Below are 22,241 nucleotides of genomic sequence, written 5' to 3' on the forward strand. Positions count from 1 at the left end.
TGTCGCTGTTCGAGGCCGGATGGCCATTCAGGACAATGCTAACGCCAAAGGACTATTGGATTTTTGTGCAGTGCACATTGAAATGATCAGTGGGAACGTTCCCAATACGCCACAGCACCCCCTTCCCGGAGCCCGCCTTGCAGCCCTTGACTACCCCTGCCCCCGTCAGCCGGGAACTGATCCGCCTGGATGCGCGGGCGCTCGACAAGGCCGACGCCATCGCCCAGGTGGCGCAGATGCTGGTCGCCGCCGGCTGCGTTGCGCCGGCTTACGAGGCCAGCATGGGGCGTCGCGAGGCGCTGGCGAACACCTTCCTCGGCCATGGCGTGGCCATTCCGCACGGGCTGGGCGAGGACCGTCACCTGGTGCGCCGCGATGGCATTGCCGTGCTGCAGTTCCCGCAAGGCGTGGAGTGGAATCCGGGCCAGGCCACGCGCTTGGTGGTCGGCATTGCCGCCCAGTCCGATACCCACATCACCCTGCTGCGCCGGCTGACCCGACTGATCCAGGATGACGCAACGCTGCAGCGCCTGTTCACCACGGCAGATGCGAGCGAGATCATCAGCGCGCTGACCGGCGATGTTGCGACCACGGCCCCCACTGTGCCGGTGACTGACCTGGCCGACCGTTTCGACTGGACCATCGCCTATCCCAACGGGCTGCACGCACGCCCGGCCACGCGCTGGGCTGAAACAGCGCGCGGCTTCGCGGCCCGCGCACAGGTCCGCGCGGGCGATCAGGCTGCCGATGCCAAGAGCCTGGTGGCGCTGCTGCAGCTCGGGTTGCGCCATGGCGACGCGGTCAGCGTGTCTGCCGAGGGCGCCGATGCCCCTGCCTTGCTGGCCACGCTGCGCAAGGTCATGGACGGGCTGGTGGCACAGGAAAGGGCCGATGCCGAGCGCGCGGCGCAGCGCAAGGCCGCGCCGGTTGCGGGCTGGAATCCGCCCGACGCACAGGCGGCGATCGTCGGCATCGGCGCCAGCCCAGGCCTGGCGATCGGCCCGGTGCATGTGCTGGCCAGCACGCATGCCGACGTTGCTGACCGCCCCACCCCGCTCGGCGAAGGCGGCGCACGCCTGCAGGAGGCGCTCAGCCGCACCCGCCAGCAGCTGGCTGCACTGCAGGACGACACCCAGCGCCGGCTCGGCGCCTCGGATGCGGCAATCTTCAAGGCGCAGGCCGCACTGCTCGACGACACCGATCTGATTACACGTACCTGCCAGCTGATGGTCGAAGGCCATGGCGTTGCGTGGTCCTGGCACCAGGCCATCGAGCAGATCGCCTCCGGCCTGGCGGCACTGGGCAACCCGGTGTTGGCCGCGCGCGCCGCCGACCTGCGTGACGTGGGCCGGCGCGTACTGGCACAGCTTGATCCGTCCGCGGCGGGTGGCGGCCTTGCCGACCTGCCTGCACATCCTTGCATCCTGCTCGCTGCTGATCTGTCGCCGTCCGACACGGCCAACCTCGATACCGGTCGCGTGCTTGGCCTCGCCACCGCGCTGGGCGGGCCGACCTCGCACACCGCGATCCTCTCGCGCACGTTGGGCCTGCCGGCGCTGGTCGCCGCTGGCGCGGAGCTGCTGACGATCAGCGCGGGGAGCGAGGCGATCATCGACGGCAGCAGCGGGCGCCTCTATCTGTCGCCGTCCGAGGCCGATCTCGCCTCGGCACGTGCGTGGATCGCCGAACAGCAGCAGATTCGCGAGCGTGAAGCGGCGCAACGCGCGCAGCCGGCACAGACCCCTGACGGCCACCGCATCGACATCGGCGCCAACGTCAACCTTCCCGAGCAGGTGCCGCTGGCACTGGAGCAAGGCGCGGAAGGCGTCGGCCTGATGCGCACCGAATTCCTGTTCCTCGAGCGCGGGAGCACGCCCAGCGAGGATGAGCAGTACGCCACGTACGTGGCGATGGCCAAAGCACTCGACGGCCGCCCGCTGATCGTGCGCGCGCTCGATATCGGTGGCGACAAGCAGGTCGCTCACCTGGAGCTGCCACGCGAGGAAAATCCGTTCCTCGGCGTGCGTGGCGCGCGCCTGCTGCTGCGCCGCCCCGACCTGCTGGAACCACAGCTGCGTGCGTTGTATCGCGCGGCGAAGGACGGCGCACGCCTGTCCATCATGTTCCCGATGATCACCTCGGTGCCCGAGCTGATCGCACTGCGCGCCATCTGCGAACGGTTGCGCGCCGCGCTCGATGCACCCGAAGTGCCGATCGGGATCATGATTGAAGTCCCTGCCGCAGCAGCCCAGAGCGATGTGCTGGCGCGCCATGCCGACTTCTTCTCGATCGGTACCAACGACCTGACCCAGTACGTGCTGGCGATCGACCGCCAGAACCCGGAACTCGCGGCCGAGGCCGACAGCCTGCACCCGGCCGTGCTGCGCGCGATCCGCGCCACGGTAGAAGGTGCACGCCTGCATGGGCGCTGGGTTGGCGTCTGCGGCGGCCTGGCCGGCGATCCCTTTGGTGCAATGCTGCTGGCCGGCCTGGGCGTGGACGAACTGTCGATGACCCCGAACGACATCCCGGCCGTGAAGGCACGCCTGCGTGGCAACGCGCTGGCCGATCTGCAAGCGCTGGCCACTACCGCGCTGGACTGCGAAACCGCCGAGCAGGTGCGTGCCCTTGATGGAGCGCACGCATGAGCGCCCAGGCCCTCACCGTTACCCTGAACCCGGCGATCGACCAGACCGTGCGGCTGGCGCACCTGCATCCGGGACAGGTGCATCGTGCCCACAGCTCCCGCGACGATGCCGGCGGCAAGGGCATCAACGTGGCCGCCTGCCTGGCCGATTGGGGCGTGCCGACCACTGCGATGGGCATGCTCGGCGATGGCAACGACGGCGTGTTCAGCGCGTTGTTCGCCGAGCGCGGCATCGCAGACGCTTGCCTGCGCGTTGCGGGCCGCACCCGCACCAACATCAAGCTGGTCGAAGAGGCCAGCGGCGAGACCACCGACATCAATCTGCCCGGCCTGTCACTGTGTGACGCCGATCTGGACGCGGTATCGCGCCGACTCGACGCCCTGCTCCAGCCGGACCAGCCAGTGGTGCTGTCCGGTAGCCTGCCGTCGGGGCTGCCAGCCGATGCATGGGCGAGACTGCAGGCGCAGGCGAGCGCCGCCGGTGCGCGCGTACTGCTGGACACCAGTGGCGACGCACTTGCCGCCGCGTTGAGCGGCGCACAGGGCGCACTGCCCTACGCGATCAAGCCCAACCGCCACGAACTGGAGGCCTGGACCGGCACGCCGCTGCCGGATCGCAGCGCCCTGCGGGCTGCGGGCCAGGCCTTGGTCGAACGCGGAGTTGAGCTTGTGGCGATCTCGATGGGCGCCGACGGCGCGTTGTTCATTGATCGCAGCGGCGCTCTGGTCGCGCGACCGGCGCGACTGGCACGCGGCAGCACGGTCGGTGCCGGCGATGCCATGGTCGCCGGCATTGCCGCCGCATTGCTGGAGCCCTCCCTCGATCTGGCTGCCTACGCACGACTGGCGACGGCGTTCTCGATGAGCCGGCTGGAAAGTGGTGACGCGCGACGGCTGGACCCGGCACAGGTGCGCGCGTGGACCGGCGATGTGCTGATCGAGCGGTTGGATTGAAACCCCTGCAGAGGGTGCTGCGGCTGGCCCGCCCCCCCTCCTGCAAGGACGAACCCGAAGAATTCCAGGAGTGCCCATGCAAGCTTCCACCGTAGTCATCGCCGCAGGCGAACGCAGCATCGAGGCGGTTCTTGCCGCCGAAGCGCTGCGCCGCGCCGCCCGCCAGCAAGGGGCTGAACTGGCGATCGAAATCCGCAGCGACCAGGGCGTGACCGGGGCACTGCCCGCCACGCAGGCCGCCGCCGCAACGCAGCTGCTGCTGGTGGGTGACGGCGAGGCGGATGCCGCCCGCTTCGGCAACGCCCAGGTCGTACGCGCCAGCCTCGGTGAAGTGCTGGACGACCCGCTTGCCGTGCTGGCGCAGCTTGCCGCGACGTCGGCAACCGCGCCCACCGCGGACGCCGGCAAGCACATCGTCGCCGTTACCTCCTGCCCGACCGGCATCGCCCACACGTTCATGGCGGCCGAAGGCCTGCAGCAGGCGGCCAAGGCATTGGGCCACGCGATCCGGGTGGAAACCCAGGGCTCGGTCGGCGCGCAGGACGCATTGAGCGACGAAGAAATCGCAGCCGCCGACCTGGTGCTGATCGCCGCCGACCGCGAAGTCGATCTGTCGCGCTTTGCTGGCAAACGCCTGTTCAAGAGCGGCACCAAGCCGGCGATCAATGACGGCCAGAACCTGATCCGCAAGGCGCTGGCCGAGGCCGGCGTGCAGGCGGGGACGGCGGCTTCAGGCCGCACCACCGAAAAGGCCAAGGCCACAGGCCCCTACAAGCACCTGATGACCGGCGTGTCGTTCATGCTGCCGTTCGTCACTGCCGGTGGCCTGCTGATCGCACTGGCGTTCGCGCTCGGCGGCATCTATGCCTTCGACGATGCACACAAGGGCACGCTGGCCTGGTCGCTGTTCCAGATCGGCGCCAAGTCCGGCTTCATGCTGATGGTGCCGGCGCTGGCCGGTTACATCGCCTACTCCATCGCCGATCGCCCGGGTATCGCGCCGGGCATGATCGGCGGACTGGTCGCGGTCAACATGGATGCAGGCTTCATTGGCGGCATCCTGGCCGGTTTCATCGCCGGCTACGGCGTGCATTGGATCAACCGTGCGCTGCGCCTGCCACGCAGCCTGGAAGGCCTCAAGCCGGTGCTGATCCTGCCGGTGCTGGGCACGCTGCTGGTCGGTCTGTTGATGATGTACGTGATCGGCACGCCGGTCGCCGGGCTACTGGCCTGGCTGACCGACTGGCTGCGCGGCATGCAGGGCAGCAGCGCGATTCTGCTGGGCCTGCTGCTGGGCGGAATGATGGCGGTGGACATGGGCGGGCCGGTCAACAAGGCCTCCTACGCGTTCTCCACCGCACTGATTTCCAGCCAGGTCTACACGCCGATGGCTGCGACGATGATCGGCGGCATGACGCCGCCGCTGGGCATCGCGTTGGCCACATGGCTGTTCAGCAACCGCTTCACTGCCGAGGAGCGTGGCACCGCCGGTGCCGCGGGCGTGCTCGGCCTCAGCTTCGTGACCGAGGGCGCAATCCCCTACGCCGCGCGCGACCCGTTGCGCACCATTCCGGCGCTGATCCTTGGCTCGGCCGTGGCCGGTGCGATCTCGATGGCCGCAGGCGTCGAGCTGAAGGTGCCGCACGGTGGTGTGTTCGTGCTGCCGATCCCGAACGCGGTCACCCACCTTGGCGTCTACCTGCTGGCACTGGTGGCCGGCGTGGCCGTCACCGCGGTCGCGCTGCGCGTCCTCAAGAAGCCGGTCACGGCTCCCACCCTGTAAAAGGAACCTCGCCCATGACCTGCTCTTCCCGCCGCCTGTTGCCGGTAGCGATCCTGCTGGCCCTGCCGTCCGTGGCCGCAGCCGCCGACGCGAGCGACGTCCTCACCCCCAAGCTGGCGTACACCGGCGAGGCAGCCGCCACGCTCGATGGCGGCAAGCGCAGCGGCACGGCGTATGCCGGCCAGCTGATGTTCGGCGCCGACGTGAACCTGGATGCTGCGTTTGGCTGGCGGGGCGCGACGATCAAGGCCTACGGCATCAACCGCCATGGCACCAACCTGGCCAACAGCCGTACCGGCAACAGCACCTCGGTGCAGGAAATCTACGGTGGCCAGGGCACGCGCCTGGCCAACCTGACGCTCGAACAGAAACTGCTGAACGACCGATTGGTGCTGGAAGCCGGGCGCAGCGTCGCCAACATCCATCACCTCGGTTCGGAGCTGTGCCAGTACTTCCAGGGCAATTCGGCCTGCGGCAACCCGACCTACGTGTTCCGCACCAGTAATTTCACCTGGTGGCCGGTATCGAGCTGGATGGCCGATGCCACGGCCTGGGTGACGCCCGATGTCTATGTGCGCGTCGGCGCCTACCAGGTCGATCCCAGCCAGGCCGAGGACGGCCAGCACGGCCTGAAATGGAGTACCAATCAGGCCACCGGCTGGATCGTGCCCTATACGCTCGGTTGGCGCAGCCCTGCTTCGGCACGACTGAAAGCCCGCTACGAACTCGGTGGCTGGCAGGACAACTCGACCTATCTGGATCCACTGCGCGATGCCAACGGCACCCCGGCGCTGCTCAGTGGCCAGGACTACGCGAACCGCCGTGGTCGCTCCGGGGTGTTCGCCCGCTTCGAGCAGCAACTCACCGGGGATGGTGCCGGGCGCGGCCTGACCCTGTTCGGTGCGGCGCTCAAGGGCACCTCCGGCCAGCTGATCGAGGATCATTTCCTGCAGGCGGGCGTGGTGCAGAAAGGCACGTTCGCCGGCCGGCCGCAGGACAGCATCGCTTTCGTTGTGACCCAGCAGAAGTACAGCAGCATCGCCTTGGAGAACCTGCGCCTTGCCCGCGCCGCGGCCGGCGGTAGCGGCACGCCGCACGGGAGCCAGGTGATGATGGAACTGAGCTATGGCATCCAGCTCACCCCGCAGCTCCGGATCGCACCGAACCTGCACTACATCGTGCACCCTGACCAGTTCAACGAACCCGGACGCCAGCGAGACCTGCCGAATGCATTGATTGCGGGCATGCGGGTTGATTGGAGCCTGTAGGGACGGGAGTGCCGGCCAGTGGTCGGCACTACCCTCCCGGGCTATTAATGTGACGCGTCACGGCGGAGTGGGATTCAGCCTGCGACCCCCAGCCCCCTCCCCGCTGCGTCCCGTCGCAGCGAGGCCAGATAGCGGCAGTACTTGCCGATGAAGAGGCCGGTGAATCCACCGGCAAGCAGCAGGTAGGCCGCACTGGCGCCGGCATTGGCGATCAATGACGGTGACACCGCGAATGCAACTTCGAAACCGTACTTCACCAGGAACGTGACCAGCAGCAGCGGCAACACGCTGTAGTCCGCGTTGCGCCAGAGCTTTCCGGTGGCGCCATCCAGAGTCAGCTTCACGTGGCCCAGCAGCAGCCACCCCAGTGCCGCGCCGGTGCCGATGCCGGCCAGCCACTCGCCCCAGGCGCTCCAGGACACTCCGTAGCGATGGCTGATCGACCAGGCGCCCCATACGGTGAACAGCACAGGCACGACGGCCAGTTTCTGCAGTGACGTTTCGCCCGGCTTCATCGCGGCAATGCCGCGCGTGACCAGGAACGCCAGGAGAAGCCAGACCCAGGCGGGTGTCTGCGAGACGATCTGCTGGAGCATGTTCACGAGCGGTCCCCTTGTGATGAGTGGTAGCGAGGTGTCCTCGCCATGGCGCTCACTATTGGCAATCACACGGCCCGCGGCCAGTGACAGCTGTCAGTCTTCGGGTGTTACGGGGCGGTAGTCGGGCGCACCCAGGACGCTCTCGATCCAGTCCACATAGCGCGATACCCGCACGTTGTGCACCACCTGGCCATAGAAGCCGGCTTCAAGGGCATGCTCGGGAACGGCGCTGATCCACGAGCCCAGCCCCACCAGCTGCCACGCGCCGTGTTCGCCGATGACCAGCGGGCCGCCACTGTCGCCGTTGCCCAATACGCCTTCCAGTGGAAGCCCCTGTGGCGGGGCATCGAACCGATACCAGAGATAGCGATCATTGCCACCGGTAATGGCGTTGTATGCGCGCCGCAGCGATGTGCGATGCGGTCCGCCCGGCACCAGTCCAATCGCCCCATTGCCAGTGGCGCCCTTTCCGATCAAAGCGGCGACCTGCGTGACCTCGGCACTGCCGCGATAGAGCGGTACGGGCTGCACATCGTTCACGGGGGCCGTGAGCCTGATCAGCGCAATGTCATCCGATCCGGCCAGGAACGCATGGATCTTCGCCGGGCTCCCTGTGGCCAGTGCTTCCTTGCCCAAGGCTTCCGGCATTCGCCTGTAGCCCGGATGCACGATCACACGTTCCACGCCGTAGTCCTTGCCGTTGATGGCGATGGTCTGCCCCATACCCTCCATCGGTGCGGCATGCGCTGCGGTCAGCACCCACTGCGGGGCGATCAGAACACCCTGCCCTTCACCCGGCATGTCGGCCAGGGCGGGAAATTCTGATCCCTCGATCCGGTAACGGGCATCGTCCACGTCGTGGCGGATGACCACGGCCCCGGCAGCAAGCGGCAGCGCGGCAAGCGCGAGAAACAGCCAGCGGATCATGGGGGCCTTCATCCTTGCGGTCAGTCGCTGCAGCCTAGCCGAACACGCCGGGCCAAGGGGAGGCATCCGACCAGACTCCCGTGTTCGACGACGAATGCGGGAGAACCGGCCCCGAAGCCGGGGCGGCCACAGGCCGTTAACAGCCCCGCTCTATGCTGGGGCCTCATTGGAGACCCATGAGGTACGCGGCATGACCAGACTGCACACCCTGATGTTGACCGGCTGCCTGTTGGTCCTGAGCCCGCTGGCCTCCGCTGAGACCGTGAACCTGACCAACAGCGCCGACGGCGCCAATCGCGATGCGGGCATCGCGGCGGTCAAGAAGAAACTGCAGGACGCGTGCACCGACCGCAAGGGCTCGCCCGATGCGGCTTCGTTCGAGGTGGTCTTCGAGAAGACCAGCGAGAACCCGAACGTGCCCAAGCCGTACTACGTGGACGGCAGGATGAAGTGCGAACTGCCGGGCTGACGGGCCCAGCAGCGCGATCATCAATACGGCATCAGTCGCTGGCGGCCAGTGCGCGCCGCCGGTACCGCTCGATCCAGTCCAGTGATGGCGCAATGCCACCGAACGGGAAGAAGTGCGGGCTGACCGCGCCGTGGGCATCCGTCAGCCCACTCAGCAGGCGATCCACGAACACCTCCGGCCCCGCCGTTCCCAGCAGCCGGCCGATTGAAATGCCGTACCGCGCCAGCATCGATGCACTGGCACCCACGCCGCACATCGCGGCGTAGCGGGCCAGCCGCGCAATGCTGGCCGGGCCCGGCACGCCCACCAGTACCGGAACCGTGATGCCACGGGCGCGCAGCGCGTCCAGCCAGGCCAGCACGATATCGGCATCAAAGGCGAACTGGGTGATGATCAACGGCGCCATGCCCTGCGCTTCGATGGCCTGGCATTTGCGTTCCAACACGCGCCACCGATCCTCGGCGGTCATCGCCGGATGGCCTTCCGGATGCCCGCCGATGGCCACAACCTTGATGCTGTAACGCTCAAGAAGGCCGGTCTCGATGATCGAAATGCTGTCAGCAAACGGCCCGGCAGGTGTGGTGAGATCACCGGCGATCAGCAGGCACTTCTCTACCCCCGCTTCGCTGGCGGCGCGTTCCAAGAACCGCGCAAGCGCCGCACGCGACCCGATGCGGCGGGCAGAGAGATGCGGCATCGGCTCGAAGCCGAGTTCGCGCACCGTGCGCGTGGCCGCCAGCCGGGCGTCGTCGTCCTCGCTTGCCAAGTAAGGGATCGAGATCGTCGTTCCCGGAGCGATGCGATCCGCTTCCGCGCGCAGTGCCGGCATGGCCTTGGCGCTCACTTCCAGCGAAAACCTGTTGATGAAGGCTTCCGCCCGATCAGGCGCGCGTGCGGGCATCAACGGGCTCCGCCTGCATTGCCGGCGATCGGCGTGCTGTTCCGGGCCAGTTCGACGAAGGCCTGCAGATAGTCGATGCCGGTATCGGCCTCACGCGCACCCAGGTAGATCTGCTTGGGAATGCCCTTCGCCCCCAGGCGCACCGGCACCACGTCCATGCGCGCCGCGTACTCCTCCACCAGCCAGCGCGGCATCGCGGCCACACCACGGCCGCTGGCCACCATCTGCATCATGATGTCGGTGGTTTCGATGGTCTTGTGGCGCCGCGGCGTGATGCCGGCCGGCAGCAGGAACTGGTTGTAGATGTCCAGGCGCTCGAACGGCACCGGGTAGCTGATCAGCACTTCCTGGCCGAGCTGGCGCGGCTTTACGTGATCCACCTTGGCCAGGGGGTGGCTCCTGGCCACCACCAGCACCTGCTCGTAGTCGAACACGGGCACGAACTTCAGGCCCGGCTTCAGCAGTGGATCGGGCGTGACCAGCAGGTCGATCTCGTAGCCGAACAGCGCGCCGATGCCACCAAACTGGAACTTCTGCTTGACGTCCACATCCACGTCCGGCCAGGCGGCCAGGTACGGCGAGACGATCTTCAGCAGCCACTGGTAGCAGGGATGGCATTCCATGCCGATGCGCAGTGCACCGCGCTCGCCCTGTGCGAACTGGCCCAGCCGCTCTTCGGCCAGGTCCAGCTGCGGCAGCACGCGATTGGCCACCGCCAGCAGGTACTGCCCGGCCTGGGTCAGGCGCAGGCTGCGGCCTTCGCGCAGCCAGACATCGGTGCCCAGCTGCTGTTCCAGCTTCTTCATGCTGTGGCTCAGGGCAGACTGGGTCAGGTTGAGTACGCCCGCGGCGGCGGTCAACGAGCCCTGCTGCTCGACCTGCTGCACGATGCTGAGGTGGATCCGTTCCAGCATGACGATGAATCCCGCTCATGGATTAGTGAAGTAATACCATTTTACGTCATGGAAGGGCATGACTAGGATCGGGTCATGCCTTCGGTTGCCTGCCAGCCCGGTCACCTCGCCGGCCTGCAGGACTGCGCCCCCGCAGATCGCCCGAAGGAGCTCCCTCCCCTGCTGAAAGCGAACAGATGACCCGCCCCCTCCGCATCGTCGCCGTTTCCGGCGGACTGCAGCGCCCCTCCAGGGCTGCAACCCTGGCCGAGCACCTGCTGGACCTGATCGGCGAGGACGTTGCCTGCGAACCGCACCTGATCGAGCTGGGCGAGCTGGCGCCGCAACTGGCCGGTGCGCTGTGGCGCTCGCAACTGCCTGCCAGCGTGGAGCAGCAGCTGATTGCCGTTGAACAGGCGGACGTGCTGGTGGTGGCCACGCCGGTCTACCGCGGCTCGTACACCGGCCTGTTCAAGCACTTCTTCGATTTCATCCACCAGGACGCACTGGTCGACATCCCGATCCTGCTCGCCGCCACCGGCGGCAGTGAGCGCCACGCGCTGGTGATCGACCACCAGCTGCGGCCACTCTTCAGTTTCTTCCAGGCCCGCACCCTGCCCCTGGGCGTGTACGCCACCGACCGCGATTTCGCCGAGGGCCGCGTGCACAACGACGCCCTGATCCAGCGTGCACGGCTGGCGGTGCAGCGGGCGCTGCCGCTGCTTGCGCTGTCCCATCGTGCAGCGCCCGCTGCCGCCGAGGCCGCTGCAGTCCTCTGAATGCCGAATGCCTGCGACCTGCATTCGGATGTCACCCCCGCAACCCGGAACGCCGCCCATGACGACCGACACCTTCACTTTCAGCATCACGCGCATCCCCTTCAACGAGGACTACCAGCCCGCTGACGGCACGCGCATCACCACCAACTTCGCCAACCTGGCCCGTGGCGCATCCCGCCAGGAAAACCTGCGCAACACGATCAGCATGATCAACAACCGCTTCAACGACCTGGCGCACTGGGACAACCCGAGCGCGGACCGCTACGCCGTTGAGCTGGACATCATCTCGGTGGAGATGCACATCGATGGAGCCGATGGCCGCGATCCGTTCCCGCTGATCGAGGTGTTGCGCCCGACCATTGTCGACACGCGTACCGGCGCTCGCACCGAGGGCATCGTCGGCAACAACTTCTCGTCCTATGTGCGTGACTACGATTTCAGCGTGGTGCTGCCGGCCAGCAACGAGGGCAAAGCGACCTTCGGCATTCCGGAAGGCTTCGGTGATCTGCATGGCAAGCTGTTCCAGCACTTTCTGGAATCGGACGCCTACCGCGCCAATTTCAGCAAGGCGCCGGTGATCTGCATCAGCGTTTCCAGCAGCAAGACCTACCACCGCACCGAGAACCACCATCCCATCCTGGGCGTGGAGTACCGGCAAGGCGAGTTCTCCCCCACCGACCAGTACTTCGACAAGATGGGCCTGCAGGTGCGCTATTTCATGCCGCCGGGCAGTGTTGCGCCGCTGGCCTTCTATTTCCGCGGCGACCTGCTGGGCGACTACTCGAACCTGGAGCTGATCGGCACCATCAGCACGATGGAGGCCTTCCAGAAGATCTATCGCCCGGAGATCTACAACGCCAACTCCGTGGCCGGCAAGGTCTACCAGCCCAGCCTGAAGCACCAGGACTACTCCTCCACCCGCATCGTCTACGACCGCGAAGAGCGCAGCCAGCTGGCGGTCAAGCAGGGCAGGTTCACCGAAGAGCACTTCATCAAGCCGTACCGCGCCGTGCTTGAACAGTGGGCTGCCCGCTGATCCATCGATTTCCCATTCGCCCCCAGGACACAAGACGCAATGTCGACGAAGAAACTGCTCCCCACCTCCACCGCCGGCAGCCTGCCAAAGCCCTCCTGGCTGGCAGAGCCCGAAAAGCTCTGGTCACCCTGGAAGCTGCAGGATGAAGGCCTGACCGAAGGCAAGCAGGATGCCCTGCGCCTGTCCCTGCAGGAACAGCAGCACGCCGGCATCGATATCGTCAGCGACGGTGAGCAGACCCGGCAGCACTTCGTCACCACCTTCATCGAGCATCTCAGCGGCGTCGACTTCGAGAAGCGCGAAACCGTGCGCATCCGCAACCGCTACGACGCCAGCGTGCCGACCGTGGTCGGCGCCGTGAGCCGCCCCAAGCCAGTGTTCGTGGAGGATGCGAAGTTCCTGCGCCGGCAGACCACGCAACCGATCAAGTGGGCCCTGCCCGGCCCGATGACCATGATCGACACCCTGTACGACGCGCACTACAAGAGCCGTGAGAAGCTGGCCTGGGAGTTCGCGAAGATCCTCAACGAGGAAGCGAAGGAGCTGGAAGCCGCTGGCGTCGACATCATCCAGTTCGATGAGCCCGCCTTCAACGTGTTCTTCGACGAAGTGAACGACTGGGGCGTGGCCGCACTGGAGCGTGCGATCGAAGGACTGAAGTGCGAGACTGCCGTGCATATCTGCTACGGCTACGGCATCAAGGCCAACACCGACTGGAAGCAGACGCTGGGCTCGGAATGGCGCCAGTATGAAGAGTCGTTCCCGAAGCTGCAGACCTCCAACCTCGACATCATCTCGCTGGAATGCCACAACTCGCACGTGCCGATCGATCTGATCGAGCTGGTGCGCGGCAAGAAGGTGATGGTAGGCGCCATCGACGTGGCCTCCAGCACGGTGGAGACGGCCGAGGAAGTGGCCAACACCCTGCGCAAGGCGCTGCAGTTCGTGGATGCCGACAAGCTCTACCCGAGCACCAACTGCGGCATGGCGCCGCTGGCCCGTGACGTGGCACGGGGCAAGCTGCGTGCGCTCAGCGAAGGGGCCAGGATCGTGCGCGAGGAGCTCTCGGCGTAACCCCTGCAAGCGATCTGCGTCCGGACCTCTGTGCGGGGTCCGGACGCATCTGCACTCAGCGCTTGCGCGCGCGTCGCTCGGGGCACTCCTTCGGATCGAACAGATCGTAGGTCTGCTTGATGGCCAGATTGCGGATCGCCCTGCGGTTTCCCTGCGCTGCAGCCTCACAGGTCCAGTAGATATCCTCTTCCTGGTCCTTGGGCACCCCACGCCCGATGGAGTACAGGTATCCCAGCTCGGCCTGTGCAGGCGCGTAGCCCGCCATTGCCGCCTTGCGATAGAGGTCGGCGGATCGTGCCTCATCCTTCTGTACGCTGATACCCTTGGCATACATCAGGGCGAGCCTGGTCTGCGCCTCCACATCACCGCCATCGGCAGCCGCTGTGAATGCTTCAAGCGGGCCAAACGCGCCGGGCGTGTCCATCTCGGCACACCACACCTCGTTCTCCTTGCGATTCAGGCACAGCTCCAGACGGGCCTCCTTGACTCCCGCTCGGCCGAGCTCCTGCACGGCTGCCCTGGCATACCACTGCATGGCCTGGGCCTCGTCTTTCGTGAGGCCGGCGCGTCCCTTCTGATAGAGATTGGCAAGGCTGTACTGCCCGGCCGGCGAGCCGAGCTCAGCGGCTCGGCGGAGCCACAGGACAGCCTGGGCATCATCCTGCTGCGGGCCCAGGCCCTGCAGGTACATGATCCCGAGATCGGACTGTGCGTCCGCATTGCCCTGATCGGCAGCCTTGCGTACCCAGTGCAGGGCCTGAGCGGGATCCTTCGGCACGCCATTGCCTCGCAGATACAGCACACCCAGCATGGACTGTGCCGGCGCATAGCCCTGATCGGCCGCCTTGCGGTACCAGTCCGCTGCCTTCGCTGCGTCCCTGTCGACGCCTGCGCCGCGCAGATACCTGTCTCCAAGTTCATTCTGGGCTTCCGCGTTGCCGGCCTTCGCCGCAGCCATCACGCGATCCCGCTCCGCTGCGTTGTCATTGCCAAGTGCCGGCGTGCTGCAGGCCAGGGCAGCCAGCCCCGCACAGAGTGCAACGCGCCGCAGGGCGCCAATCCATTCTTCCGTGAACGTCTGCATTCTTGATCAACTCCAGATGGATGCCGCAGGTAGACCCGGCAGGTGCCTCGATCAGCAAGTGATCGAGGCTGGGGGCGGCATTATAGGTGCGCGCAGGACCACGTGGCCGAGGTTCTATCTGGGTAGCGGGCGTGCCTGCTCCTGCGCTCGCGACATCGCAGGGGTCCGTCTCAGCGCCAGCGCCTCCTTGATCCGGCCCATCTCACGCGACCCGGCCTCGGCCAGGCGGCGGGCCTGCTGCCGCTGCTCCCGCGTGAGCGCGGAAGGTGGTGGAGTACCGGCATCCAGCAGCCGCGCCACCGCATCGCGCAGCCGCAACTGCGGGCAGAGCCGGGCGGCGCACCAGCGTTCGGCGTAGCGCTTGGCCTGCCGCGCATTCGCGGCAGCCACCACCTTGGTCTGTGACATTTTCCGCGCGTCGAGGAACAGGCGGACACCGAGCACGGCATGCGGCACGACGTTGGCCACGCAGCGGCCGTTCCACCACAGGTCCCAGCGGTCACCGCTCTGCACCCAGCCGGAGGGCCGGCGGGTCGTCATGAAATCGGGAGGGCTGGAGGGCGAATGCATGGCCGGAAGAATACGGTCGGCCGTCGCATGGACTGAGATTGCGGAGTGGCGCTGGCAACCCCACAACGCTTCTGCCGCAGCGAAGCCCTCTTTACCACTCTGGGCCGAGCAGTTTCTCCACCTCGGTTTCGAGCCTCTTGGCGGCTTCCTCCTGCGAGGCCACCTTGATGCACAGCCCGGACTGGGCAGGCCCGGGGGACAGCCGGTAACGGTTGATGGTGCCGCCGCCGTCGCCATCCAGTTCCACCCGGGCCACCAGGGTTCGGCCATTGGCGTTGAAGGTCCAGTCCTGGTATTCGAACATCGTTGAGTCCACCGCAACGCCTTGAATGGCTCCCACCTTATGCGGGGTGGTGGTGAAGAACGCCCGAAGAAAACGTTCGCGGAGCGTGCGTGCCAGCGGCACGCGGCAAACAGCCGAGCCTGGGCTCGGCGCTACAGCCCAGGTGCGGCTCGCAGGGTATGATGCCGCCTTCCCCGAACCACCGTGATTGCAGCGGGCGCGTCCTGTTGAGGTACGCGTCGGCGCCGCTGAGACACCCCGCCCGATGCTCGCTTCCTGCTCCTCTTTCCTCATCTGGGCGGCCGTGACCGTGGCGACCCTCGGCCTGCTGTTCCGGCCATTCCGCATTCCGGAGTACGTGTGGGCACTGGGGGCTGCTCTTCTGCTTCCACTGCTGGGAGCGGTGTCGTTCGGCACGACCTTGCACGCAGTGGCCGAGGGCCGCGATGTCTATCTGTTCCTGGTCGGCATGATGGTGCTGGCCGAGCTGGCCCGGCGCGAAGGCCTGTTCGACTGGCTGGCGTTGTACGCGGTCCGTCATGCGGGAGGCTCGGGACGACGCCTGTTCGACCTGGTGTTCCTGGTCGGCACGCTGGTGACTGTGTTCCTTTCCAACGATGCCACGGCGGTGGTGTTGACCCCGGCGGTCTACGCCGCCTGCAAGGCCGCCCGCGCCAACCCCCTGCCCTATCTGTTCGTCTGCGCCTTCATCGCCAATGCGGCCAGCTTCGTGCTGCCCATTTCCAACCCGGCCAACCTGGTGGTGTACGGCCAGCACATGCCACCCTTGATGCAGTGGCTGGCGCAGTTCGCGTTGCCGTCACTGGCCGCGATCGGTGCCACCTATCTGGTGCTGCGCTGGGTGCATCGGCGCGAGATCGCGCAGCCGCTGGTGGCGGCGCCGGAGCATCGCCCGCTGACCGAAGGTGGCCGGCTGAGCGCGCTGGGCGTGTTGTTCACCGGCACCGTGCTGCTGGTGACGTCCGCACTGAACGGCCCGCTCGGCCTGGCCACGTTCTGCGCAGGCACGCTGAGTGTGGCAGTAGTGGCGATGCGCCAGCGGCGCAGTCCGTTGCCGCTGCTGCGCCATGTGTCCTGGGGCGTGCTGCCGCTGGTGGCCGGCCTGTTCGTGCTGGTGGAAGCAGTGGCCCAGACCGGTGTCATCCAGACGGCGGCCAGCGCGCTGCAGGCCGTTGCGCAGGCTTCCCCACACCAGGCCAGCTGGCTGGCCGGTGGCGCGGTCGCGCTGCTGAGCAACGTGGCCAACAATCTGCCGGTCGGCCTCGCCGCAGGCTCGCTGGGCCAGATGGCCGATCTGCCGGCACAGACCCGCGCCGCATTGCTGGTCGGCGTGGACCTGGGCCCCAACCTGTCGGTGACCGGCTCATTGGCCACGATGCTGTGGCTGGTGGCGCTGCGCCGCGAGGGCGAGCATGTCAGCGCGCTCGACTTCCTGCGCGTCGGTGCGCTGGTGATGCCGCCTGCGCTGATCGGGGCGCTGTTGCTGCTCTAGTCGGGCGCTGCCGGGCGCCACCCGGACTATGGGGTCTCGCTTGCAGCAATCTTCCCGACCAGGGCATCGATCGCCGCTTCCATGGCATGCGCGGTCTGCTCGCCACTCTGGTTGGTGATCACGAAGATGCCCAGATCGTGCTCCGGCATGATGTAGATGTAGCACTGTGAGCGCGGTACGCCACCGTGGTGGGCATAGTAGACGCCCTTCTGGCGATCGCCGGCGACGATGTTCCAGAAGTAGCCGATGCTGAACTCGTCGTCGAATCTGGCCAGGGCGCGATGCGATTCCTTTACCACCGGCCCATTGGCCAGTTGGAACTGAAGGTACTTCACCATGTCCGGGACGGTTGCTTTGACGTTTCCGGAAGCGCCCCATGGCAACTGCGGCATCGGCGTGGTCGGTACGGGATTGTCGCTGTGATAGCCGGTCGCCAACCGCGGCGCTTCGGCATCATCCAGCCTGATCCGAAGGCCGGTCATCGCCGCGGAGTCGCTGAAGAAGCCACGCAGCAGTGATGCGTAGTCGGTCTTGTAGGCCACCTCCAGAACATGCGCCGCCAGCTCGGTCCCTGCGCTGGAGTAGGCGTATTCCTTCCCTGGCATCCGCGGGATCTGCACGGCGTGCAGGTCCCGGAGGAAATCCGGCTTGCCGTAGTGCGCGTAGAGCGCATTGAGTTCGCCCGGCGTGCGGTGATCGGCAAAGTCCTCCAGTACCGTGTTCGCGCGCTCCGGCAGCATGTTCGGCAGGCCACTGGTGTGCGACAGCAGGTGGCGGACGCGGATGGGTTGGCCCTGGTACTGCAGGTTGGGATAGTCGCCCTGCAGGTACGTGCGAACGTCATCCTCCAGGCCCACCCTGCCTTCCAGCACCGCATTGGCCATCAAGGTGCCGGCCAGCGTCTTGCTCAGTGAGCCGATCTCATAGAGCGTGGCATCGGTCGGCGCGCCGGCTGTACCTGCCACCATATCGCCGCGATGGCGGATGAAGGTCCTGCCCCGGTACACCACGCCGATGGAGGCCGAGTGCAGCAAGGGCTGCTCGATCAGGGTCTGCGCAACCTCGTCGATCTCCGCCCCCGGTTCCTTCGATGGCGTCTTTCCGCCCGTGCATCCGGTACCAAGGAGTACGACGGACACAACGAAGGCGTGAAACCAACGTCTGTTTCGAACGGTCTTCGAAGTGGCTTCCATGCGTTGGCGCTTGAAGGGCGATTGGGAAAGAGCGCTCACGATAGCCGATTGTGGCGGCGAACACGCTGGCTGCGGAGCGCCTACTGGCACTAAGCATCGCCCCCGAGCTCGATCACCCGGTCAGTCGGGCTCACGATGCCGCGCCGATGGGTGATGGCCACGACGGTTACGTCATTCGCCAGTGCGCGGATGTGGTCCATGATGTCGCGTTCAGTGGCCTCATCCAGCGCGGAGCTGGCCTCGTCCAGGAACAGGATGGCCGGTTCGCCATACAGGGCACGGGCGATCGCGATGCGCTGGCGCTCACCACCGGACAACTTCAGGCCGCGCTCGCCCACCGTGGTTTCCAGCCCCTCGGGCAGTACTTCAATCAACGGCAGGATCGCAGCCTTGCGTGCGGCATGCCGCAGCCGATCATCATCACGCGCGCGCCCCAGCAGGATGTTGTCGGCCAGGCTTTCGTTGAGCAGGATGACATCCTGCGGAACCACCGCGACGGCGGCATGCCACGCCGCACGGTCGATCCGGGACAGGTCAACGCCATCGACCAGGATCCGGCCACGCTGGGGATCGATCGACTTCAGGGCCAGCTTGAACAGCGTCGACTTCCCTGCCCCGGTCGGCCCGATCAGGAAATTGATGCCGCCACGTTCGGCCTCGAGGGACACATCGCTCACCCCGCGCCCATTGCCATAGCGGTGGCTGACCTGCTGGAACTCCAGGCGGCCGCCTTCCCCGGCGAAGCGCTGGGCATCGGCCACCTGCTGCTCCTCGGGCGCCGCCCACAGCGTTGAAAGCGGGCCCAGCATGCTCCAGGAGCGCGCGACGTCGTCGATCGAGCGGGCGATCATCTCGAATGGCATGTTGAGCTGGAGCAGCAGCAGGTTGAACAGCACGATGTCACCGATGCTGAGCGCGCCGCTCTGGTAGCGCGGCAGCAACAGCTGGAAGGTGACGATGAACTCGACAGCCAGGCCGGCGCCCAGCAGCGCGATGAAGCCGATGCGCTGCAGTACATAGGCACGCCAGCTGTCGCGCACCTCCTGGGCCTTCTGCTCGAAGCGCTGCACCATCCAGGCGCTGCCACCGAACTGCCGCAATGTCTCCATCGCATTCATGGCATTGCCGACGAAGCGGGCGTTCTGCTGCCCGGCCTCGACCGCGGCTTCGCGATGGATCCGCGCACGCCGGGTGGCAATCGCGGAAAGGGCGACAGCCACTGCGCCGTAGACCAGCACGATCAACACCACCTGCAGATTGATCAGCGCCCCCAGCGTGACCAGGGTCAGCAAAATCTGCAGCGCACTGGGAATGAAGGCCACCAATCCCAGCTGCACGACGATCTTCAGCGCCCCGCGGCCTTTTTCGCCAGCCACCTGCAGCTCGGCCGCGTTGTGGTCCAGGAAGAAACTGTTGGTCTTTTTCAGCAGGCGGGTGAAGTAGCGGGTGCTGGTGATGAAGCCAAGGTTCTCGCCACTGAGGAACGACAGGTACTGCACGGTGTTCTGCAGGGCGCTGCCAGCGCCAAGCATGACCGCATACAGCACAAAGCCGCCAGCGAGAGCGCCGACCCCGTCGCTGGGCAGACGGTCGATCAGGCGCGAGAACAGATAGGGCGCCGCAACAGTGGCCAGGCTGGACAGCACGACACTGCTGGCGATCAGCAGCAACAGCCGACGATCAGTCTTCCAGTACGCACCCAGAATCTCCGCCACGGGAGGCGGAACGGCGTTCTTCGTCATTGGCCTCGCTCCAGCATGGGGTCGGCCCCTCTCCGTCGTTCGCCTTAATGATATGATATAACATCGCCATTCAGGAGCGGCGTGACCCTGCCGCAGGCCACACTCCAATGAGATCGATGGACCGGGGAATGACGAACGCATCCACTGCCATGGCGCGCGCGCGCCTGGCGATCAGCATCGCTGCAGGCTTGCTGGCCAGCCTGCCCGCACTGGCCCAGAACCCCGGCAATGACCGCGGCGCGAAAGCGCAGGTCACACCGCCCGAGCCGTCGACCGCCACCCTGGACAAGGTGCTGGTGGTCGGCAGCAACATCCGCGATGCCGTTGGCGGCGGTGCATCGCCGGTGATCGTGATCGACAAGGAGGCCATCGACCGCACCGGCGTGGCCACCGTGCAGCAGCTGTTCGAGAAGCTGCCGCAGAACTTCGGTGGTGGCGCCAATGGTGCCAACGTCGCCAATCTCGGCGTCGACCGCGATACCGGCAACAACTTCGGCCAGGGCACCGCCCTCAATCTGCGCGGGCTGGGAACCGGCACCACGTTGACCCTGATCAACGGCCATCGCGTGACCTCATCGAACCGCTACCAGTACGTGGATGTCTCGCTGATTCCGCTCAGTGCCGTCGAGCGCGTGGAAATCCTCACCGATGGTGCCTCGGCCATCTACGGCACCGATGCGGTCGGCGGCGTGGTCAACATCATCCTGCGCCGCGACTTCACCGGGTACGAGACGGCTGTGCGCTACGGCGCTGTCACCGCCGGCAGCATGGAGGAGTACCAGGCATCGCAGTCGGCAGGCTGGTCATGGAATGGCGGCCATGTGCTGGCCAGCTATGAGTTCCTCAAGCAGAGCAGCCTGCCGGCAGTGGACAAGGACTTTTCGAAGAACGTGCGGGTCAAGCCGTATGACCTCTACCCGGGATCCAAGCGCCACAGCCTGTATGTGGACGGTGTGCAGCAGCTCAGCGATGTGCTGACCCTGAACGTGACCGGCTCGTTCGCCAAGCGCGAGATGGACACCACCATTTCCGGCACCGCCGACGAAACCCGGTTGTTCCCGCACACGCGGCAGTTCGACCTGTTCGCCGGACTCACCCTGGATCTTCCACGCGGGTGGCAGGCGCGCCTGGATTCGGGGTTCGGCAGGAGCGATGTGTCCTATCAGCGCACCACCATCACTGGCAGCTCGGCCAGTACCGCGCCGCCCACGAATACCAACTCCGAATCGCGTTACCTGGACCTGGTCGCCGACGGCGAGCTGTTCAGCCTGCCCGCCGGTGGGGTCCGCGCGGCATTCGGTGCGGGCTACCGCCGCGACGGCTATGAACTGGTCGATCACCGCGGCCTGGAAAAGCCGCTCGACCTGCAGCGTACCGTGAGGTCCGCCTTTGCCGAGCTCAACGTTCCGCTGCTGAAGGATCTGCCGGGCGTGCGCAGCCTGTCACTGACCGCAGCAGCGCGCTATGACGACTACAGCGATTTCGGTTCCACGCTGAATCCCAAGTTCGGCCTGCTGTGGGAGGCGACCCAGGGGCTTTCGTTCCGTACCAGCTACGGCCGCTCCTACCGGGCGCCGGTGTACCAGGACATGCAGCTGAACAACACCGTGGTGGTGGCGAACGTGCCCAACCCAGGCGCGCCCGGTGGCAACACGATCCTGATGATGCTGTCCAATGGCAACCCGGATCTGGGGCCTGAGCGTGCCAAGACCTGGACCGGCGGCTTCTCATTCGCGCCGCCGTCCATACCCGGCCTCAAGATCGACGCCAACTACTACCACATCGAATACGCCGACCGCATCGGCAGTGGCTTCGGCGGCAGCTTCCCGTCGCTGTTCCAGCAGTCCACCGCGCCCTACGCAGACATCCTGACCACCAATCCCACGCAACAGCAGATCCAGCAGGCGCGCCAGCTGGGCATCTCGGGCCTGGGCCTGTTTGTCTCACGCGTGGGGCCATACGCGCTGCCGGCCGGAATGGATGAGAGCAACAGCCAGGTGATCCTCGACAACCGCTTCCGCAACAACGCCTTTACCCGGCAGCGGGGTGTGGACTTCAGTGGGTCCTATGCCTTCGATGCCGGCCAGACCCACATCGCGGTGAACCTGGCCGGGCAGTACATCATCGAATCGAAGCGGCGCGTGACCAGTACCTCGCCCGAGGTGGATGCGGTGAACGCGGTGTACTACCCCGTGGATCTCAAGATGCGCGGCGGCATCATGCTCAGCCGGCAGCAGGCAGCGGGCGGGCTCTTCGTGAACTTCGTGGACAGTTATCGCGACCCTGCCAATGTCGCGCGGCCGCACGTCAGCTCCTGGACGACCGTCGATCTGAATCTCGCCTATCACTTCGGCCCATCGGCAGATACGCAGCGTGGCACATCGCTTGCGTTCAACGTGCAGAACCTGTTCGACCGGGATCCGCCGTTCATCGTCAACAGCATCAACACCGGCTATGACCCCACCAATGCAACAGCGCTGGGTCGCTTCCTGTCCATGACGCTGACGCACCGCTGGTAGGCCGCCG

18 protein-coding genes and 1 pseudogene are annotated in these 22,241 nt (G+C 66.3%); 10 read left to right on the forward strand and 9 right to left on the reverse strand.

What is annotated here, in order from left to right; translation table 11 throughout:
• The first annotated feature begins 137 nt into the window (after positions 1 to 137).
• The 4 genes from ptsP to N5D91_RS03490 all read left to right on the forward strand — a co-directional run bounded on the left by ptsP (position 138) and on the right by N5D91_RS03490 (position 6,652).
• Positions 138 to 2,648, forward strand: a complete 2,511-nt coding sequence (gene ptsP, locus N5D91_RS03475) for a phosphoenolpyruvate--protein phosphotransferase (protein ID WP_180853836.1) — start codon at positions 138 to 140, stop codon at positions 2,646 to 2,648.
• Positions 2,645 to 3,601, forward strand: a complete 957-nt coding sequence (gene pfkB, locus N5D91_RS03480; protein ID WP_180853837.1) for a 1-phosphofructokinase — start codon at positions 2,645 to 2,647, stop codon at positions 3,599 to 3,601. Before ptsP ends, pfkB begins: the two co-directional genes overlap by 4 nt.
• A gap of 76 nt (positions 3,602 to 3,677) precedes the next feature.
• Positions 3,678 to 5,384: a fructose-specific PTS transporter subunit EIIC gene (locus N5D91_RS03485; protein WP_180853838.1), complete on the forward strand. Its 1,707-nt coding sequence runs from the start codon at positions 3,678 to 3,680 to the stop codon at positions 5,382 to 5,384.
• 14 nt (positions 5,385 to 5,398) lie between these two features.
• On the forward strand, positions 5,399 to 6,652 hold the full coding sequence (locus N5D91_RS03490; RefSeq protein ID WP_180853839.1) for a carbohydrate porin: 1,254 nt from the start codon (positions 5,399 to 5,401) through the stop codon (positions 6,650 to 6,652).
• A 74-nt stretch (positions 6,653 to 6,726) separates the two neighbouring features.
• On the opposite strand, the gene N5D91_RS03495 is transcribed toward N5D91_RS03490, so the two are convergent.
• The gene (locus N5D91_RS03495; RefSeq protein WP_263469017.1) at positions 6,727 to 7,254 is read right to left on the reverse strand and encodes a DUF6622 family protein; all 528 of its coding nucleotides are present in this window, start codon (positions 7,252 to 7,254) and stop codon (positions 6,727 to 6,729) included.
• 90 nt (positions 7,255 to 7,344) lie between these two features.
• A complete protein-coding gene (locus N5D91_RS03500; RefSeq protein WP_180853840.1) occupies positions 7,345 to 8,178 on the reverse strand; it encodes a trypsin-like serine protease in 834 nt (277 codons plus the stop codon).
• A 190-nt stretch (positions 8,179 to 8,368) separates the two neighbouring features.
• On the opposite strand from N5D91_RS03500, the gene N5D91_RS03505 reads away from it, so the two are divergent.
• Complete coding sequence (locus N5D91_RS03505; RefSeq protein ID WP_049401541.1) at positions 8,369 to 8,647, forward strand: hypothetical protein; 279 nt, start codon at positions 8,369 to 8,371, stop codon at positions 8,645 to 8,647.
• A 31-nt stretch (positions 8,648 to 8,678) separates the two neighbouring features.
• On the opposite strand, the gene N5D91_RS03510 is transcribed toward N5D91_RS03505, so the two are convergent.
• Positions 8,679 to 9,548 (reverse strand): methylenetetrahydrofolate reductase, encoded by an 870-nt coding sequence (locus tag N5D91_RS03510; protein WP_180853841.1) that lies wholly within the window; start codon positions 9,546 to 9,548, stop codon positions 8,679 to 8,681.
• Complete coding sequence (locus tag N5D91_RS03515; protein WP_180853842.1) at positions 9,548 to 10,462, reverse strand: LysR family transcriptional regulator; 915 nt, start codon at positions 10,460 to 10,462, stop codon at positions 9,548 to 9,550. Before N5D91_RS03515 ends, N5D91_RS03510 begins: the two co-directional genes overlap by 1 nt.
• 176 nt (positions 10,463 to 10,638) lie before the next feature.
• On the opposite strand from N5D91_RS03515, the gene msuE reads away from it, so the two are divergent.
• From msuE to N5D91_RS03530, 3 genes are read left to right on the forward strand one after another with little or no spacing between them, the layout of a single operon-like run.
• Positions 10,639 to 11,220, forward strand: a complete 582-nt coding sequence (gene msuE, locus N5D91_RS03520; RefSeq protein ID WP_180853843.1) for an FMN reductase — start codon at positions 10,639 to 10,641, stop codon at positions 11,218 to 11,220.
• Between the two features lie 58 nt (positions 11,221 to 11,278).
• Positions 11,279 to 12,256 carry a DUF1852 domain-containing protein gene (locus tag N5D91_RS03525; protein ID WP_180853844.1) on the forward strand — a complete coding sequence of 326 codons (978 nt, stop codon included), beginning with the start codon at positions 11,279 to 11,281 and terminating at the stop codon, positions 12,254 to 12,256.
• A gap of 39 nt (positions 12,257 to 12,295) precedes the next feature.
• Positions 12,296 to 13,330: a methionine synthase gene (locus tag N5D91_RS03530; protein ID WP_049401536.1), complete on the forward strand. Its 1,035-nt coding sequence runs from the start codon at positions 12,296 to 12,298 to the stop codon at positions 13,328 to 13,330.
• A 55-nt stretch (positions 13,331 to 13,385) separates the two neighbouring features.
• On the opposite strand, the gene N5D91_RS03535 is transcribed toward N5D91_RS03530, so the two are convergent.
• The 3 genes and pseudogenes from N5D91_RS03535 to N5D91_RS03545 all read right to left on the reverse strand — a co-directional run bounded on the left by N5D91_RS03535 (position 13,386) and on the right by N5D91_RS03545 (position 15,390).
• On the reverse strand, positions 13,386 to 14,414 hold the full coding sequence (locus N5D91_RS03535) for a tetratricopeptide repeat protein (RefSeq protein ID WP_180853845.1): 1,029 nt from the start codon (positions 14,412 to 14,414) through the stop codon (positions 13,386 to 13,388).
• A gap of 168 nt (positions 14,415 to 14,582) precedes the next feature.
• A pseudogene (locus N5D91_RS03540) lies at positions 14,583 to 15,050 on the reverse strand (hypothetical protein); the annotation flags it as partial.
• 25 nt (positions 15,051 to 15,075) lie between these two features.
• Positions 15,076 to 15,390: a hypothetical protein gene (locus N5D91_RS03545; protein WP_239506091.1), complete on the reverse strand. Its 315-nt coding sequence runs from the start codon at positions 15,388 to 15,390 to the stop codon at positions 15,076 to 15,078.
• A 142-nt stretch (positions 15,391 to 15,532) separates the two neighbouring features.
• Between N5D91_RS03545 and N5D91_RS03550 the strand changes: the two genes are divergently transcribed.
• A complete protein-coding gene (locus tag N5D91_RS03550) occupies positions 15,533 to 16,780 on the forward strand; it encodes an arsenic transporter (RefSeq protein WP_164160389.1) in 1,248 nt (415 codons plus the stop codon).
• A gap of 26 nt (positions 16,781 to 16,806) precedes the next feature.
• Here the strand turns inward: N5D91_RS03550 and N5D91_RS03555 are convergent, their stop codons facing one another.
• Together N5D91_RS03555 and N5D91_RS03560 are read right to left on the reverse strand one after the other, a co-directional pair.
• Positions 16,807 to 17,919 carry a serine hydrolase gene (locus tag N5D91_RS03555; protein WP_279922659.1) on the reverse strand — a complete coding sequence of 371 codons (1,113 nt, stop codon included), beginning with the start codon at positions 17,917 to 17,919 and terminating at the stop codon, positions 16,807 to 16,809.
• A gap of 143 nt (positions 17,920 to 18,062) precedes the next feature.
• Positions 18,063 to 19,715 (reverse strand): ABC transporter ATP-binding protein, encoded by a 1,653-nt coding sequence (locus N5D91_RS03560; RefSeq protein WP_180853847.1) that lies wholly within the window; start codon positions 19,713 to 19,715, stop codon positions 18,063 to 18,065.
• Between the two features lie 128 nt (positions 19,716 to 19,843).
• On the opposite strand from N5D91_RS03560, the gene N5D91_RS03565 reads away from it, so the two are divergent.
• Complete coding sequence (locus N5D91_RS03565) at positions 19,844 to 22,234, forward strand: TonB-dependent receptor (protein ID WP_258011471.1); 2,391 nt, start codon at positions 19,844 to 19,846, stop codon at positions 22,232 to 22,234.
• The last annotated feature ends 7 nt before the right edge of the window (positions 22,235 to 22,241 follow it).

Origin of the sequence: Stenotrophomonas sp. GD03794 (genome assembly GCF_029842145.1) — a bacterium.
Taxonomy (GTDB): domain Bacteria; phylum Pseudomonadota; class Gammaproteobacteria; order Xanthomonadales; family Xanthomonadaceae; genus Stenotrophomonas; species Stenotrophomonas riyadhensis.

Excerpts from the sequence above, each read along its gene's own strand:
- N5D91_RS03490 (WP_180853839.1), top strand. The coding sequence starts at position 5,399 with ATGACCTGCTCTTCCCGCCGCCTGTTGCCGGTAGCGATCCTGCTGGCC.
- pfkB (WP_180853837.1), top strand. The coding sequence starts at position 2,645 with ATGAGCGCCCAGGCCCTCACCGTTACCCTGAACCCGGCGATCGACCAG.
- N5D91_RS03530 (WP_049401536.1), top strand. The coding sequence starts at position 12,296 with ATGTCGACGAAGAAACTGCTCCCCACCTCCACCGCCGGCAGCCTGCCA.
- N5D91_RS03515 (WP_180853842.1), bottom strand. The coding sequence starts at position 10,462 with ATGCTGGAACGGATCCACCTCAGCATCGTGCAGCAGGTCGAGCAGCAG.
- N5D91_RS03525 (WP_180853844.1), top strand. The coding sequence starts at position 11,279 with ATGACGACCGACACCTTCACTTTCAGCATCACGCGCATCCCCTTCAAC.
- N5D91_RS03485 (WP_180853838.1), top strand. The coding sequence starts at position 3,678 with ATGCAAGCTTCCACCGTAGTCATCGCCGCAGGCGAACGCAGCATCGAG.
- N5D91_RS03510 (WP_180853841.1), bottom strand. The coding sequence starts at position 9,548 with ATGCCCGCACGCGCGCCTGATCGGGCGGAAGCCTTCATCAACAGGTTT.
- N5D91_RS03505 (WP_049401541.1), top strand. The coding sequence starts at position 8,369 with ATGACCAGACTGCACACCCTGATGTTGACCGGCTGCCTGTTGGTCCTG.
- N5D91_RS03550 (WP_164160389.1), top strand. The coding sequence starts at position 15,533 with ATGCTCGCTTCCTGCTCCTCTTTCCTCATCTGGGCGGCCGTGACCGTG.
- N5D91_RS03500 (WP_180853840.1), bottom strand. The coding sequence starts at position 8,178 with ATGATCCGCTGGCTGTTTCTCGCGCTTGCCGCGCTGCCGCTTGCTGCC.
- N5D91_RS03535 (WP_180853845.1), bottom strand. The coding sequence starts at position 14,414 with ATGCAGACGTTCACGGAAGAATGGATTGGCGCCCTGCGGCGCGTTGCA.
- msuE (WP_180853843.1), top strand. The coding sequence starts at position 10,639 with ATGACCCGCCCCCTCCGCATCGTCGCCGTTTCCGGCGGACTGCAGCGC.
- N5D91_RS03560 (WP_180853847.1), bottom strand. The coding sequence starts at position 19,715 with ATGACGAAGAACGCCGTTCCGCCTCCCGTGGCGGAGATTCTGGGTGCG.
- N5D91_RS03565 (WP_258011471.1), top strand. The coding sequence starts at position 19,844 with ATGACGAACGCATCCACTGCCATGGCGCGCGCGCGCCTGGCGATCAGC.